This window comes from Streptomyces sp. AMJ-169, assembly GCF_055597585.1.
The window spans coordinates 1-15,099 of record NZ_JBVLTJ010000025.1; the positions used below are offsets into that span (position 1 = coordinate 1).

General features: G+C 72.3%; 12 protein-coding genes. 3 read left to right on the top strand and 9 right to left on the bottom strand.

All coding sequences use genetic code 11. From position 1 onward, the window contains the following. Window positions 1-146: 146 nt before the first annotated feature. A complete protein-coding gene (locus tag ACYUD3_RS36820; RefSeq protein WP_470980291.1) occupies window positions 147-1,313 on the bottom strand; it encodes an MFS transporter in 1,167 nt (388 codons plus the stop codon). Window positions 1,314-1,472: 159 nt separating this feature from the next. Here ACYUD3_RS36820 and pepN point away from each other — a divergent pair, with 159 nt between their 5' ends. Beyond that, a complete protein-coding gene (gene pepN, locus ACYUD3_RS36825) occupies window positions 1,473-4,040 on the top strand; it encodes an aminopeptidase N (protein WP_470980294.1) in 2,568 nt (855 codons plus the stop codon). Window positions 4,041-4,089: 49 nt separating this feature from the next. Here pepN and ACYUD3_RS36830 read toward each other — a convergent pair whose 3' ends face one another. The 4 genes from ACYUD3_RS36830 to ACYUD3_RS36845 all read right to left on the bottom strand — a co-directional run bounded on the left by ACYUD3_RS36830 (window position 4,090) and on the right by ACYUD3_RS36845 (window position 9,118). Next, window positions 4,090-5,517 carry an FAD-dependent monooxygenase gene (locus tag ACYUD3_RS36830; RefSeq protein ID WP_470980297.1) on the bottom strand — a complete coding sequence of 476 codons (1,428 nt, stop codon included), beginning with the start codon at window positions 5,515-5,517 and terminating at the stop codon, window positions 4,090-4,092. 123 nt (window positions 5,518-5,640) lie between these two features. Then, window positions 5,641-5,907 (bottom strand): hypothetical protein, encoded by a 267-nt coding sequence (locus tag ACYUD3_RS36835; RefSeq protein ID WP_470980300.1) that lies wholly within the window; start codon window positions 5,905-5,907, stop codon window positions 5,641-5,643. A gap of 47 nt (window positions 5,908-5,954) precedes the next feature. After that, entirely contained in the window at window positions 5,955-7,967 is a 2,013-nt protein-coding gene (malQ, locus tag ACYUD3_RS36840) for a 4-alpha-glucanotransferase (RefSeq protein WP_470980303.1), read from the bottom strand. Between the two features lie 50 nt (window positions 7,968-8,017). After that, complete coding sequence (locus tag ACYUD3_RS36845) at window positions 8,018-9,118, bottom strand: mechanosensitive ion channel family protein (RefSeq protein WP_470980305.1); 1,101 nt, start codon at window positions 9,116-9,118, stop codon at window positions 8,018-8,020. A gap of 282 nt (window positions 9,119-9,400) precedes the next feature. Here ACYUD3_RS36845 and ACYUD3_RS36850 point away from each other — a divergent pair, with 282 nt between their 5' ends. Next, window positions 9,401-9,937: an HNH endonuclease gene (locus ACYUD3_RS36850; RefSeq protein ID WP_470980308.1), complete on the top strand. Its 537-nt coding sequence runs from the start codon at window positions 9,401-9,403 to the stop codon at window positions 9,935-9,937. Window positions 9,938-10,004: 67 nt separating this feature from the next. Here ACYUD3_RS36850 and ACYUD3_RS36855 read toward each other — a convergent pair whose 3' ends face one another. The 4 genes from ACYUD3_RS36855 to ACYUD3_RS36870 all read right to left on the bottom strand — a co-directional run bounded on the left by ACYUD3_RS36855 (window position 10,005) and on the right by ACYUD3_RS36870 (window position 13,296). Beyond that, window positions 10,005-11,351, bottom strand: a complete 1,347-nt coding sequence (locus tag ACYUD3_RS36855) for an ABC transporter permease (protein ID WP_470980473.1) — start codon at window positions 11,349-11,351, stop codon at window positions 10,005-10,007. A 14-nt stretch (window positions 11,352-11,365) separates the two neighbouring features. Next, window positions 11,366-12,058, bottom strand: coding sequence for an ABC transporter ATP-binding protein (locus ACYUD3_RS36860; RefSeq protein ID WP_470980311.1), 693 nt, complete (start codon window positions 12,056-12,058; stop codon window positions 11,366-11,368). Beyond that, the gene (locus tag ACYUD3_RS36865) at window positions 12,055-12,588 is read right to left on the bottom strand and encodes a PadR family transcriptional regulator (protein ID WP_470980314.1); all 534 of its coding nucleotides are present in this window, start codon (window positions 12,586-12,588) and stop codon (window positions 12,055-12,057) included. The genes ACYUD3_RS36860 and ACYUD3_RS36865 overlap by 4 nt, the downstream gene beginning before the upstream one ends. Before the next feature lie 87 nt (window positions 12,589-12,675). Then, on the bottom strand, window positions 12,676-13,296 hold the full coding sequence (locus ACYUD3_RS36870; RefSeq protein ID WP_470980316.1) for a class I SAM-dependent methyltransferase: 621 nt from the start codon (window positions 13,294-13,296) through the stop codon (window positions 12,676-12,678). 384 nt (window positions 13,297-13,680) lie between these two features. Between ACYUD3_RS36870 and ACYUD3_RS36875 the strand changes: the two genes are divergently transcribed. Beyond that, window positions 13,681-15,003: a hypothetical protein gene (locus ACYUD3_RS36875; RefSeq protein ID WP_470980319.1), complete on the top strand. Its 1,323-nt coding sequence runs from the start codon at window positions 13,681-13,683 to the stop codon at window positions 15,001-15,003. Window positions 15,004-15,099 lie beyond the last annotated feature (96 nt).

A 15,099-nucleotide genomic window follows, 5' to 3' on the forward strand; every position in this document is an offset into this window, starting at 1 on the left:
TCCACGGCACCGTCACCACCGCGGCCATCAAGCTATGGCTCCAGCCATGATCCGCCGGACAGAACCTAGTCGTCGTAGGGGGTGCTGTTGTTCGCCGGGCGCGGGTGGTCTGTGGGTTTTTGCGCCCGCGCGGCGGTAGCCGCACATCAGATACAGCCCCGCGCCCCTGAGGTTCCTGCCGGCAGCGTCAGTAGCAATGGGATCGCCGTGAACGCCAGCGTCGCCCCTACCCCCAGCACCGCCGTCAACCCGTACTCGTCCGTCGTCCTCCCCCCTGCCAGCGCCCCCACCGCTATCGCCGTGTTGAAGATCCCCGCGAAGAGCGCCGACGCCGCCTCCCTCGCGTGGGGGACCGTGGTCGACAGCCAGGTCTGGGCCGTCACCGAGAGGGCGCCGTAGGACAGGCCCCAGAGCAGGAGGAGGGGGATCGTCGCGGGGAGGGAGTTTCCTGTGAGGGTCAGGAGGGATACGGCTGTGCCCAGGGTCAGGGCCAGGAGCAGGAGTGTGCGGCGGGGGTTGCCGCTTGCCGCTCCTCCTGCGAACGTTCCCGCCACTCCCGCCACTCCGTAGCAGAGCAGGAGGGTGCCGATCTGGTCCGGCGGCAAGCTCTGTGTGCGTTCCAGCAGCGGCCTCACGTACGTGTACGCCGCGAAGTGGCCCGTCACCAGGAGTGCCACCGCCAACAGGCCCCTCCTCAGCGGGCGTTGGCGCAGGAGGCGGGGGAACGTCCTTAAGTTCACGGGGCGTTCGGGCGGGAGGGGCGGGAGGGAGCGGGAGAGGGTCAGCGCGGCCGTCGTCGCCAGGGCCGCCAGTGCCGCGAACGACCAGCGCCAGCCTGTCAGTTGGGCCAGGTAGGTGCCTGCGGGGACGCCGGCCACCGAGGCTGTCGCTATGCCGGAGAAGACGATCGAGGTGGCTTTCGCCGCTGACTCCGGGGGGACCAGGCGGGGCGGGAGGCCTGCGGCCAGGGCCCATATGCCGCCTATGCAGACGCCTACGACGGCTCTGGCGAGGAGGAGGACCGCGGTGGTGGGGGCCAGCGCCGAGAGGAGGTCGGCCGCGGCCAGCAGGAGGAGGAGGGTGACGAGGAGGCGGCGGCGGTCGGCGCGGGGGGCCAGGACGGGGAGGAGGGGGGCGGAGAGGGCGGCTATCAGGCCGGGGAGGGTGAGGGTGAGGCCTGCTGTGCCGGGGGAGATGGAGAGGGTGTCGGTGAGGGAGGTGAGGAGGCCGACCGGGAGCATTTCCGTGGTGACGACCGAGAAGGTGGCCGTGGCCAGGGCCAGGACGGGGGGCCAGGGGGTCGTGGAGGGCATGGTTCCACTCTCCCGCCCCCGCCCGTCGCTCTGAGAACCGGATGGCGCGGCCCCTCCCTGGGGAGACTCCGTCCGTCCGCCCTGCGCCATACCGATGGGAGCCCGCGGGCGGGCCATGGAAAGATGACCACAACCCACGCATAACGAGGAGATGACCGCGTGCCTGGCACAAACCTGACCCGCGCAGAGGCTCAGCAGCGGGCGACGCTGCTCACTGTTGGCTCTTACGAGATCGATCTCGACCTCTCCGGCGCGCAGGAGGGCGGTACCTACCGGTCCGTGACCACGGTGCGCTTCGACGTCGCCCAGGACGGCGCCGCCACCTTCATCGACCTCGTCGCTCCGGCCGTCCACGAGGTCACGCTGAACGGCGACTCCCTGGACCCCGCCGAGGTGTTCGCCGACTCCCGGATCGCGCTCCCCTCGCTGCTGGCCGGCCCGAACGTCCTGCGGGTCGTCGCGGACTGCGCCTACACCAACACCGGTGAGGGACTGCACCGGTTCGTCGACCCCGTCGACCAACAGGCCTATCTGTACACGCAGTTCGAGGTCCCCGACGCCCGCCGCGTCTTCGCCTCCTTCGAGCAGCCGGACCTGAAGGCGACCTTCCAGTTCACGGTGAAGGCGCCGAGCGGCTGGACCGTCGTCTCCAACTCCCCCACCCCGGAGCCGAAGGACGACGTCTGGATCTTCGAGCCGACGCCGCGCATCTCGACGTACATCACCGCGCTGATCGTCGGCCCTTACCACTCGGTGCACAGCGTGTACGAGAAGGACGGCCAGTCCGTCCCGCTCGGCATCTACTGCCGGCCCTCGCTGGCCGAATTCCTCGACTCCGACGCCATCTTCGAGGTGACCCGGCAGGGATTCGACTGGTTCCAGGAGAAGTTCGACTACGCGTACCCGTTCAAGAAGTACGACCAGCTGTTCGTCCCGGAGTTCAACGCGGGCGCGATGGAGAACGCGGGCGCGGTCACGATCCGCGACCAGTACGTGTTCCGCTCGAAGGTCACCGACGCCGCGTACGAGACGCGCGCGGAGACCATCCTGCACGAGCTGGCGCACATGTGGTTCGGCGACCTGGTCACCATGGAGTGGTGGAACGACCTGTGGCTGAACGAGTCGTTCGCGACGTACACGTCGATCGCCTGCCAGGCGTACGCCCCCGGCTCGCGCTGGCCGCACTCGTGGACGACGTTCGCCAACTCCATGAAGACGTGGGCGTACCGGCAGGACCAACTGCCGTCCACGCACCCGATCATGGCCGAGATCCAGGACCTGGACGACGTCCTCGTCAACTTCGACGGGATCACGTACGCCAAGGGCGCGTCGGTGCTGAAGCAGCTCGTCGCGTACGTCGGCATGGACGAGTTCTTCCAGGGCGTGCAGGCGTACTTCAAGCGGCACGCGTTCGGCAACACCCGCCTGTCCGATCTGCTGGGCGCGCTGGAGGAGACCTCCGGGCGTGACCTCAAGTCCTGGTCGAAGGCGTGGCTGGAGACCGCCGGGATCAACGTGCTGCGGCCGGAGGTCACCGTCGACTCCGCCGGCGTCATCACCTCGTTCGCCGTCCGCCAGGAGGCCCCCGCGCTGCCCGCCGGGGCCAAGGGCGAGCCGACGCTGCGTCCGCACCGGATCGCCGTCGGTCTGTACGAACTCGACGACGACACCGGCAAGTTGGTGCGTGACGAGCGCATCGAGCTGGATGTCGACGGTGAGCTGACGGACGTGCCGCAGCTGGTCGGCAAGCGCCGTCCGGCCGTGATCCTCCTCAACGACGACGACCTGTCGTACGCGAAGGTCCGGCTCGACGCCGAGTCGCTGGCGTTCGTCACCGGGCACCTCGGGGACTTCGAGTCGTCGCTGCCCCGGGCGCTGTGCTGGGCGTCGGCGTGGGACATGACGCGGGACGCCGAACTCGCCACGCGTGACTACCTTTCGCTGGTCCTCTCCGGGATCGGCAAGGAGTCCGACATCGGCGTCGTGCAGTCGCTCCAGCGGCAGGTGAAGATGGCGCTGGAGATCTATGCCGCGCCGGCCAACCGGGACGCGCTGCTGAACCAGTGGACCGACGCGACGCTGGCGCACCTCGACTCCGCCGCGCCGGGCAGCGACCATCAGCTGGCGTGGGCGCGGGCGTTCGCGACGGCCGCCCGTACTCCGGATCAACTCGACCTGCTGGCGGGCCTGTTGGACGGGTCCGCCGTCATCGAGGGGCTGGCCGTGGACACCGAGCTGCGCTGGGCGTTCGTCCAACGGCTCGCGGTCGTGGGGCGGTTCGGGGAAGAAGAGATCGCCGGGGAGTACGAGCGGGACAAGACGGCGGCCGGTGAGCGGCATGCCGCGTATGCCCGTGCGGCGCGTCCGACCGCCGAGGCCAAGGCCGAGGCCTGGGCCTCCGTCATCGACTCCGACTCGTTGCCCAACTCCCTTCAGGAGGCGGTCATCGGGGGGTTCGCGCAGATCGATCAGCGGGAGTTGCTGGCGCCCTACACGGAGAAGTACTTCGACGTGGTGAAGGGGATCTGGGACTCCCGGTCGCATGAGATCGGGCAGCAGATCGCGATCGGGCTGTATCCGTCGGCTCAGGTGACTCAGGAGACGGTGGAGCGGACGGAGGCGTGGCTGGGTTCCGCCGAGCCCAACGCGGCGCTGCGGAGGCTGGTTTCGGAGGCCAAGGCGGGGGTTGAGCGGGCGTTGCGGGCGCAGGCGGCCGACGTTCAGTAAAAGGTGAGGCGCCCGGCGATCCGATCTCCGGGCGCCTCCCTTTCTCCGTTCACCCCACCTTCTCCTCCAACACCCGCTTCACCGCCCCGAGTTCCGCCCCCTCCGCCGCCCACCCCACATACCCGTCCGGCCGCACCAGCACCGTCGTCCCCCTCCCGCTCGCCCAACTCCCCACCGCCAGGCGCCCGTTCGACTCCGGCAAGCCCCCCATGGCGGCCGGCGCGATCAGTACGAACCTTCCTCCCCTCAGTGCCTCGTGCAGCCGCCCCCCGCCCGCCAGCCGTACGTCCGGCACCCTCGCCCCCGTCAGCGGGTGGGCTCCCCACGGCGCCGGATAGCGGTAGCCGATGCCGCTGACCTGGGCGATGGCCCGGTGGCGGATCGGTGCGAGGCCGCTGATCACGGCGACCGCTCCGGCCCGGACCGCCTTTTCCCAGGGGCGGGTCGCCATGGCCATCCGGATGAGGCCGCCGCTGCTGCGGACGACGATGCGGCCGACGGGGTGGCGTTCGGACTGATAGGTGTCGAGGAGGTGGTCGTCGGCGTGGCCGCCGAGGACCTGGACCAGTTTCCAGCTGAGGTTGGCCGCGTCCTGGAGGCCGGTGTTCATGCCCTGGCCGCCGGCGGGGGTGTGGACGTGCGCGGCGTCGCCGGCGAGGAAGACGCGGCCGACGCGGTAGACGGGGGCCTGGCGTTCGTCGCTGTGGAAGCGGGAGAGCCAACGGGCGTCGTACATACCGAAGTCGGTGCCGAAGGCGGCGCGGACGGCGTCCTTGACCTCGGGGAGGTCGAGGGGTTCGTGGTCGTCGACGTCCCGGCCGCGCTGCCAGCCGATGACGCGGTGGTAGCCGTCGCGGAAGTCGGCGACGAACGCGAAGGCGTCGTCCTTGGCGGCGGCCGAGAGGAGCTGTTCGGGCGGGGTGGTGAGGCGGACGTCGGCGAGGACGACGGAGCGGATGACGGACTTGCCGGGGAAGGGGACGCCGATGGCGCGGCGGACGGCGCTGCGCATGCCGTCGGTGCCGACGAGGTAGGAGGCGTGGAGGGGGTCGCCGTCGATGTGGACGGTGACGCCGTCGGCGTCCTGGTCGACGCCGGTGACCTCGTGGTCGTAGCGGATGTCCGCGCCCGCTTTCTGCGCGCGGTCCAGGAGGACGCGTTCGACCTCGTACTGGGGGATGACCAGGGCGTGCGGGTAGCGGGACTTGAGGGTGCCGAGGTCGATGTCCAGGCCGCCGAACATGACGAGGTGGCGCAGGGGGTGGCCGGTCGCCTCGAGTTCGTCGGCGACGCCGCGCGCGTCGAGCTGCTCCAGGCTGCGGGCGTGCAGGGCGAACGCGCGGGTGAGGTTGGCGATGCCCGGGGGGCGGCGTTCCAGGAGGATCACGGGGACGTGGGGTGCGAGGTCTCCCGCGAGGAGCAGTCCGGTGGGGCCGGCTCCGACGATGACGACGGGGCGAGGGCGGGGGACGGTCATGGCGCTGCCTCCAGTCCGGTTCGAGGCGGAGGCGACGCCGAAGAGGGCGCCGGCTCCGTCGTCGTACGCGTTCCATCGTCGTACGGCGGCGGGGGCGGCGCCCCTCAGATCAGGTCAAAGGTGTCAGGCCTTTGCCGGGACCTTGTTCTTGGCGGGCTTGGGCTCGCGGTCCTTGGACTTGTCCAGGACCCAGACGAGGCCCGCGATGACGACGAACAGCGCGATCGGGGCGACGACGAACAGGCCGATGGTGTCGATGGCGCTCAGGCCCGGACCGGGGTCGTCACCGTCGTCACGGGTCAGCGCGAGCGCGGGGGACGACAACAGCAGCATCATCAGCGTCGTACCGGCCGCCAGGGTGCCGGCGCGCAAGGCGTTCTTCTTGTCCACGGTGCAAAAGTAGCGAACGCCCGGGAGGGGCGCTCGTCCGGGGTGCCTTAAGGGGTGTTCAGGGAGGTCCGCAGGGCGTGGGCCAGCGCGTGCGCCCTCGGGGAGGCGGCCAGGTCCTCCAGGGTCACCGGGCGTCCTTGCGCGTCCGCGATCGGCAGCCGCCAGTTGGGGTACTGGTCCCAGGTTCCGGGCAGGTTCTGCGGGCGGCGGTCGCCGGCCGCGTCCGGGAGCCAGAGGCCGACGAGGGCGGCGGGGGTGCGGGCCAGGAACCGGTACACGGCCTTGATCTGCTCCTCCTCGCCGGCGCCGGTGGCGCCGAGGGCGGCGAGCCATTCGCGGACGTCGGCCGCCGCCGTGGCGCGTTCCCGTTCCAGGGGGCCCGTCGCCAGGCCGAGGCGGTGGCGCAGCTCGACGTCGTCGCCGGCGAGGCGGGCCGCCGTGGGCGGCAGGTCGTGGGTGGTCGCGGTGGCGAGGCAGCCGGCCCGCCAGCGGTCGTACGGGATCGGGCGGCCGTCGCCGTCCCAGTCCCGCTCGAACCACAGCACGGACGTCCCGAGGATCCCCCGGCGGCGCAGGGTCTCGCGTACGCCCGGCTCGACGGTCCCGAGGTCCTCGCCGATGACGAGCGCTCCGGCGCGGGAGGCCTCCAGGACGAGGACGGCGAGCATCGCCTCGGCGTCGTAGCGGACATAGGCGCCGTCGACCGGCGCGCCGCCCTCCGGCACCCACCACAGCCGGAACAGCCCCATGACGTGGTCGATGCGCAGCCCGCCGGCGTAGCGCAGCAGCGCGCGCAGCAGTTCACGGAACGGCGCGTACCCGGCTTCCGCCAGCCGGTCGGGCCGCCAGGGCGGCAACCCCCAGTCCTGGCCGAGGGAGTTGAAGGCGTCGGGGGGCGCGCCGATGGACATCCCGCCCGCGAAGTAGTCCTGTTGGGCCCAGGCGTCGGCGCCGCCGGGGTGCACACCGACGGCGAGGTCGTGCACGACGCCTACGGCCATGGCGGTGTCGCGCTGTACGTCGGTGAGTTGAGTGTCCGTCAGCCAGGCGAGGCGGGCGTGGAAGTCGACGCGGTCCATCAACTCCCTTCGGGCGAGGGCGGTTTCGGCGGACCGGGGGTTTCGGAGAGCCGCCGGCCAGCTGTGCCACTCACTCCCGTGCACCTCCGCCAGCGCGCACCAAGTGGCGTGGTCCTCAAGGGCTTTGCCCTGCTCGGCGAGGAAGTCGCAGTAGGCGGCGCGCCGTCCGGGCCCGAGGGGGACGTCGACGACGGCCTCCAGCGCCTCCTTCTTGAGCGCCCACACCGCGTCCCGGTCGATCAACTCCCCTTCCTGGAGCACCGCTTGCCGCAACGCCTCGGCCCGCTTGAGGAGTTCGGGCCCCTGCGGGACGTACGCGAACTCGGGGATCCGCTCGATCCGCAGGTGGACGGGGTCGGGGAAGCGGCGGGAGGAGGGCCGGTAGGGCGAGGGGTCGGTGGGCGCCCCCGGCACGGCCGCGTGCAACGGGTTGACCTGCACGAACCCGGCCCCGAGAGTGCGCCCCGCCCACTCGGTCAGCTCCTTCAGATCCCCGAGGTCGCCCATGCCCCAGGAGTGGCGGGAGAGGAGGGAGTAGAGCTGGACGAGGAGGCCGTGGGAGCGGGCGGGGGGTGCGGGGAGGGTGGCGGGGGCGACGACGAGGTGGGCGGCGCCGGTGCGTCCGTCGGGGGTGGTGACAGTCAACTGATGGACACCGGGCGGCAGTTGAAGAAGGTCTGTGTGAACCTCCCCCGCCTCGGTGACGACCCGTACCTCCGCCCCTTCGGGCAGCTCCGGCCCGCGTTCCCCCTCCCACTGCACGAGCGTCGGCGGCACCAGCCGCTCCTCCAGCTCACGCTCCCGCGCGGCGAGGGCGACTCGGACGGCGTCCGGGGTGTCCGCTGTGACGCCGAGGGCGGCGAGGGTACGGGCGAGGGCCTGCGGGGTCGCGGCGACGGTCGTTCCGGGGGACGGGCTGTAGGCGGGGGCGATGCCGTACAGCTCGGCCAGGCGGGTGAGGGGTGCGGGCGAGGGGGGCATGGGGCGTGTCTACCCGGGGCGGGGGGATAGTCCACCTGTCGTACGGGGTGCTACTTCCCCGCGGTCCGGGGTGCTATCGGGGTCGTAGCCGCCACCTGGGGCGAGTCCGCGTTCGCGAAGACCGACGGGGCCGCGACGGTGGATGTGGGGTCGGTGGGGGTTTCCTCGGCCGGGGCGGTCGTGCCGCCGACCATCCTGATGCCCGCCGTGTCGAAGGCCAGCTTCACGCGCCAGCGCAGTTCGCGTTCCACCGACAGGGCCTTGCCGGGCATGGTCTTCGCGGAGAGGCGGATGACCATGGAGTCCAGCAGGACGCTGTCGAGGCCGAGGATCTCGATGGGGCCCCAGAGGCGTTCGTTCCAGGGCTCCTCCTTCGCCATCTGTTCGGCCACCTCGGTCAGGACCGCCTTGATGCGGGGCAGGTCCTCCGTGGGCTTCACCGTGACGTCGACGCCGGCCGTGGCCCAGCCCTGGGAGAGGTTGCCGATGCGCTTGATCTCGCCGTTGCGGACGTACCAGATCTCGCCGTCCCCGCCGCGCAGCTTGGTGACGCGCAGGCCGACCTCGATGACCTCGCCGGTGGCGACGCCGGCGTCGATCTGGTCGCCGACGCCGTACTGGTCCTCGAGGATCATGAAGACGCCGGAGAGGAAGTCCGTGACGAGGTTGCGGGCGCCGAAACCGATCGCGACGCCCGCGACGCCCGCCGAGGCGAGGAGGGGGGCGAGGTTGATCTGGAAGGCGGACAGGACCATCAGGGCGGCGGTGCCGAGGATGAGGAAGGAGGCGACCGAGCGCAGCACGGAGCCGATGGCCTGGGAGCGCTGGCGGCGGCGCTCGACGTTGACGAGGAGGCCGCCGAGGGCGGTGCCGTCGACGGATTCGACGGTGCGGGTCATGCGGTCTATGAGCTTGGTGATCGCGCGCAGGACGATCTTCCGCAGGACCGCCGCGATGACGATGATCAGCAGGACCCTGAGGCCGATCGCGAGCCAGGTCGACCAGTTCTGCTCGACCCAGCTCGCCGCGTTCGTCGCGCTCTCCTGCGCGTCCTGGAACGTCGGCACCGTCACGACCGGTGACGGTGACGGGGACGGCGAGGGGGACGGCGACGTCGAGGCGTCGGCGAGCAGGGCGGCGGACAGGGACACGGCGGGGACCTCCAGGAGCGGCTTGCCGCCGCAGATCACGAAAAGGTCACCGGGCGGACAGGCCCACCACACTAACGGGGCATTGTGTGGAGTTCTGTCGTATGCGGGGGGACAGAGACAAGGCTCACCCATGGACACAAGGCGTCACCGGGGTGTGTGGTCGAAAACACTCCCAGCCCGTTACCGGCAGATGGTGGCGCGTTCACCAGGCAAGAGGGGAAACTGGCTACCAGATCGTCCCGGCGCGAGCCACGCGCCGCCGACGCCCAAGGAGGCAGCCCCGTGCCGCATGTCCTGGTACTCAACGCGTCGTACGAGCCGCTCGGCGTCGTACCGCTCCGCCGCGCGCTCATACTCGTCCTGGAGAACAAGGCTGTCTCCCTGGAGGAATCCGGCGCCTATCTGCACAGCGCGACCGTCACCGTCTCCGCGCCCAGCGTGGTCCGGCTGAAGCGATTCGTCCGGGTCCCCTACCGGGGTCCGGTCCCCCTCACCCGCCGCGCCCTGTTCGCGCGCGACGGGGGCCGGTGCATGTACTGCGGTGGCGTCGCAACCAGCGTCGACCACGTCATCCCGCGCAGCCGCGGGGGCAAGCACGTCTGGGACAACGTGGTGGCGTCCTGCCGCCGCTGCAACCACACGAAGGCCGACCGCCACCTCACGGAGATCGGCTGGCGCCTGCGCCACAAACCCGCCCCACCCACCGGCCTGGCCTGGCGCATCATCGGCACCGGCCATAGGGACCCGCGCTGGCTGCCGTACCTCCAGCCGTACGGCGCGGACGACGCCCTGGCCCGGATCGACGGCATCTCAGCCTGAGATCCGGGCCTTCGCGTATCCCGCCGCCCCGGGAGTCCCCTGTGCTCCCGGGGCGGCGGGGCGTGCGCTACGTGTAGCGCAGCTCCCCCGGCCGCACGGCCCGCCGCAGCAGCGGCAGCGAGGTCGCGGCGGCCAGCAGACAGGCGGCGTAGACCCCGAGGGGGACGAGCAGACCGCCGTACGGGACGGCCGGGGCGCCGGCGACGAGGGCCGCGTACCCGGCGCCGACGGCCAGCCCGCCCGCCCCGGCGAGCAGCACGGGCACCGCCAGCGGCAGCGCCGTCTCCAGCAGCAGCGCCCGGCCCAGCACGGCGTACGGCACTCCGGCGGCGACCTGGGCGGCGAGGCCCCGGCGCCGGCTCGCGACCGACTCCGCCGTGCCGACGGCGAGCCCGCAGAAGGTGAGCAGGGCGCCGGCGCCGATCGCGACGGCGGTCAGGTCGAGGCCGGTGGTGTAGAAGCCGGCGCCGGCCGCGAGGTTCCCGGTGAGCAGGTCGGTGAGGAAGACGTGCCGGACGCCGGCGAAGCCGGTGCCGACGACCGTCACGAGCAGCACCGCCGCGTGTGTACGGGCCGCCGCCCACGGGTCGGCCCGCAGCCGCTGCGCCGCGATCAGCACGGCCGCCGTCCGCGCCCGCCGCGCCAGCAGCCGCCCGGCGAGCCCGGCCCAGACCCCGGCCAGCCAGACGGTCCCGGCGCTCACCTCGATCACCAGCGCCGCCAGCGCGGGCCCCTTCCCGCCGAGCAGCGCGGTCGCGCCGAGCGGTACGACGACGAGGGCGGCCGGCAGCGCCGGTGTCCGCCGGTCCGCCGGCACCCGCCGGACCCACCCCAGCGGCGACGCCACGACCCGCCGCAGCGCCACCGCCCCGGCCGCGGCGCCCAGCACGGGCACGGCGAGCGCGACGACGGCCATCCCGGCCCAGGTCAGGGTGGTCGGCGAGGTCCACAGCCGCAGTACGGCCACGGCCCCGGCGAGCGTGACGGGCAGGGCGCCGGCGAGGCAGGCGAGCCCGGTCTCGAACCCGGCGATCCTGCGTACCTGCCCCGCCCCGGCCCCCGCCAGCCGCAGCCCGGCCAGCCGCCGGTCCCGCCGCACGGCCCCGACCCGGGCGCACTGCCCGAGGAACCCGAGCACGGGGATCAGCAGCACGGCCAGCCCGAAGACGATCCCGGCCCGCTCGCCGGGCCGGTCCAACAGGCCGTTGCCGTAAGAGACATGGACCTGTCCGCGCAGCGAGCCCACGACGACGGCCGCCTGCGCGAGCCCCGTCGCGAGCCCGGCGCCGGCGGCGGTCAGCCCGACCCGCCACCACTCCCGCCGGCCGCAGCCGCGGGTGAGGGTCCAGGCGAGGCGGAGGTCGTTGAACAGGGGGCGGGGGCTGTCCTCGCCGGCTCGGGGGCCCTCCCCCATGAAGCTCGCGTCGCTCATGCCCATGCCCCCGCCGGCTCGGTCGTGCCGTCCGTCAGGCGGGTCTCGCGGTCCGCGTAGGCGGCGACCTGGGGGTCGTGGGTGATGAGGAGGAGCGCGGTGCGGGTCTCGCGGGCGGTGTGGGTGAGGGCGGTCATGACCTGTTCGGTGGCGAGGGAGTCGAGGGCGCCGGTGGGTTCGTCGGCGAAGACCACGCGCGGGCCGGTGATCAGGGCGCGGGCGAGGGCGGTGCGCTGGGCCTGGCCGCCGCTCAGCTCGCCGGGCCGCAGCAGCGCCTGCCCGAGCACGCCGAACCGCTCCAGCCACTCCCGCGCCTGTTCCCGCGCGGCGCTCTGCGCCCGGCCGGCGAGCAGCAGGGGCAGGGCGACGTTGTCGACGGCGGTCAGTTCGGGGATGAGCTGGCCGAACTGGAAGACGACGCCGAAGTCGGTGCGGCGCAGTGCGCTGAGGCGGCGCTCGGGGAGCTCGTCGAGGCGGACTCCGTCGTAGACGACGGCGCCTTTGTCGGGCCGGACGATCCCGGCGAGGCAGTGCAGCAGCGTGGACTTGCCGCTGCCGCTGGCGCCGGTGACGGCGAGGATCTCCCCTTCCGCGAGTTCCAGTGCGGCGCCGCGCAGCGCGCTGGTCGGGCCGTGCGCCTTCCAGATGCCCTGCCCCGTCAGGAGCGGGGTCCCCCCGGTCTCGTTCATCCTGCGTCGACCTCCGCGGTCAGAGTGGTGAGGCGGGCCGCCGTGGTGGTCATCCAACGGAGGTCCGCGTCAAGGTGGTTGAGGGCGTAGTCGGCGGACAGGACGGTCGCGAGGCCGGCGCCCTTCGCGGTCTTCACGCCGGTCAGCTCCCGCATCCTGGCCATGTGCGCCTCGCGCTGGGCGCGCAGGTATCCGGCCGGGTCGGCGCCGGCGAGGATGGCGACGACGACCTTGGCGAAGATCTCGTTCACGACGAAGGGCGCGGGCGGGGCGACCGCGCCGGCCCACTGCCGCAGCTCGCGTTCCCCGTCCCCGGTGAGCCGGTACAGCGTCCGCTCGGGCCCGCCGTCCGCCCCGGTCCCCTCCACCTCGGCCAGCCCGTCCCGCACCAGCCGCTGGAGGGTCGTGTACACCTGCCCGTACGCCAGCGGCCGGGCCTGCGGGAAGCGTTCGTCGTGGCGCCGCTTGAGGTCGTACCCGTGGCCGGGGCCCGCGACGAGCAGGCCGAGGAGGATGTGGCGGGTGCTCATGCGGATCATTATGCACTCGATATATGTACTGAGTGAATAGCGGGATGCGGAAAACCCCCGCCGCGACGGGGGTTCAGCGGGCCGGGGTCAGGCCGCGACCCTCCCCACCAGTACGAACTCGTTGTACGGGAACACCTTCCCGACCGGCCGGGGGAAGGGGAAGGAGTACGTGCGGTCTATCGATATGCCCGCCTTGTCCGCGTGGGCGTGGAGGCCGGGGAAGTCCACGAAGCGGATGTGGGTGGCGTCGGTCTTGTAGCCGGCCTCCTGGGGGGTTATCAGGACGACCTTGCCTGCGGGCTTTATCAGGGGGAGGTACTGGGACAGGACGTCCGCCGCGAGGGTCTCGTCCATGTGCTCCAGGACGTGCGCGCACAGGAGGCTGTCGAAGGAGCCGGGGGCGCAGTCGGGGGCGGTGGCGAGTTCGTCGGGGGTGTAGGCGGTGAGGCCGCGGGAGCGGCAGACCTCGACCGAGTGGGCGTTGTGGTCGACGCCCACGCTGTCGGGGCCGCAGTTGAGGAGATTGCGGCCGAGTCCGCAGCCGACGTCCAGCACGCGGCCCAGTTTCAGCCGGCGCAGGTTCCAGCGGTAGGGCGCCTGGGTGGGCAGGAGGCGCTTGAGGCCGGAGGTCTCCAGGCGGGTGAGGCGGGCGGTGTAGTCGGAGGTGCGGGTGGTCGGCCGGGGGGCCGTGTCCGGGCTGTCGGGCATGGAGGGCCGTTCTTTCGCGCGAGGGGGTGGGGGGTGGCGCGTGGGGCGGCGGGCCGGGACGCGGTGAAGGAGAGCGTAGGTTTCCGGGGGCGCGCCGGGTTAAAGGTGTGACCTGTGTTCATTCAAGTTTCGGGTGGTGACGTGGGGGTTGCCACTCGGTGAAGGCTGTGCGCCGCCTCCCGGGGGTGCCCCTCCGCCCCGCCGGCCCGCCCTTTCCGTCCCGGAAACCGAATAAGGAACCGAATCCTCACGGCTCGCGTTCTCAAAGGTGAGAGGCCTGGTGTACAGCGGACGACTCTTAGTGATATTTACGGCTGAACGTGACCATGGGGGAGGTCAGCAGTGGCGAATCCGCCGGAAGCGGAACCAAGAGCAGTTCCAGCCGTGCCCCGCCCACGCTCCGCCTGGGCCGAGAACACCGACCGCCTCCGCCGCGCCGCCGGCACCGAACCCGGCCGCCTCCGGATCATCGGCGCCCTCCTGGCCGTCCTGGTCCTCGCGTTCGGCGCGGTGACCGCCTGGCAGATGAACGACCGGACGGCCGCAGCGGACGACGTCCTGCACAAGAGCCAGCCCCTGAGCACGGCCGCCGCCGACATCTACCGCTCCCTGGCCGACGCCAACACGGTCGCCTCCAGCGGCTTCCTGGCCGGCGGACAGGAGACGGCGCGCTCGCGGCAGCGGTACGAGGACGACGTCGACACCGCCGCCGAGAAGCTGATCACCGCGGCGAACAACGCGGAGCCGGGTTCCCCCTCCGCCGAGGCGATCACGACCCTGAACAAGCTGCTCCCGGAGTACAAGGGCCTGGTCGAGTCGGCCCGTACGTACAACCGGCAGGGCTTCCCGGTCGGCGGCGCCTATCTGCGCTACGCCAACCAGAAGATGCAGACCGAGATGCTGAAAGCCGCGGAGGACCTCTACACCAGGGAGAACCAGCGGCTGGACGCGGACTACGCGGACGCGACCCCGTACCCCTGGGCCGCCCTCGCCCTCGGCGTCCTCACGCTGGCCGCCCTCGCCTGGACGGGCCTGCGCGAGTACCGGCGCACGAACCGGGTCCTCAGCCCCGGCCTGGTCGCGGCCGGCGCGGCGACGGCCGTCGTCCTGCTGTGGCTGGCGGCCGGCCACAGCGTGGCGCGGGCCCAGCTGAACAGCTCCTACGACCACGGCGTGCGCTCCTTGAAGGTGCTGCACGACGCGCGGATCGCCTCCCTGAAGGCCCGGGGCAACGAGAACCTGACCCTGGTCTCGCGCGGCGCGGAGACCGTCAAGGTCGGCGGTCAGACAAAGGACGCGTACGACACCAGCTACGACGCCGACATGGCGGACCTCGGCAAGAACCTGGACGCCGCCGCGCGGCTGGCCGACGACCGGGCGGGCCGCGCTCCGGTCGCCTCCGCCGAGCGCAGCGTCGAGGAGTGGGCGCGGCGGCACAAGGAGGCCCGCGGCCAGGACCTGAACGGCAATTACGACCAGGCGCTGCAACTGGTCATCGGCCCGGGCGCGGCGACCGGCGCCTCTTTCGACAACGTCGACAAGAGTCTGGACGTCGCCCTGGAGCATGAGCAGGGTGAGTTCAAGCGGGCCGCGCGGGACGGCCGCGCGGCTCTGGACGGGCTGCCCGCCGGGGCCGGCACGCTGGCGGTGCTGGGCGCGGCGGGCGCGGTCGTCGGCATCGGGCGCAGGCTGTCGGAGTACCGGTGAGCGGCGCGGCCCGGAGCACAGGGCGACTGAAACGGACCGGCGCGGCAAGGACCACCGGGGGACCCACGAGAGGAGGCACGGTGTCGCGCGCGCTGA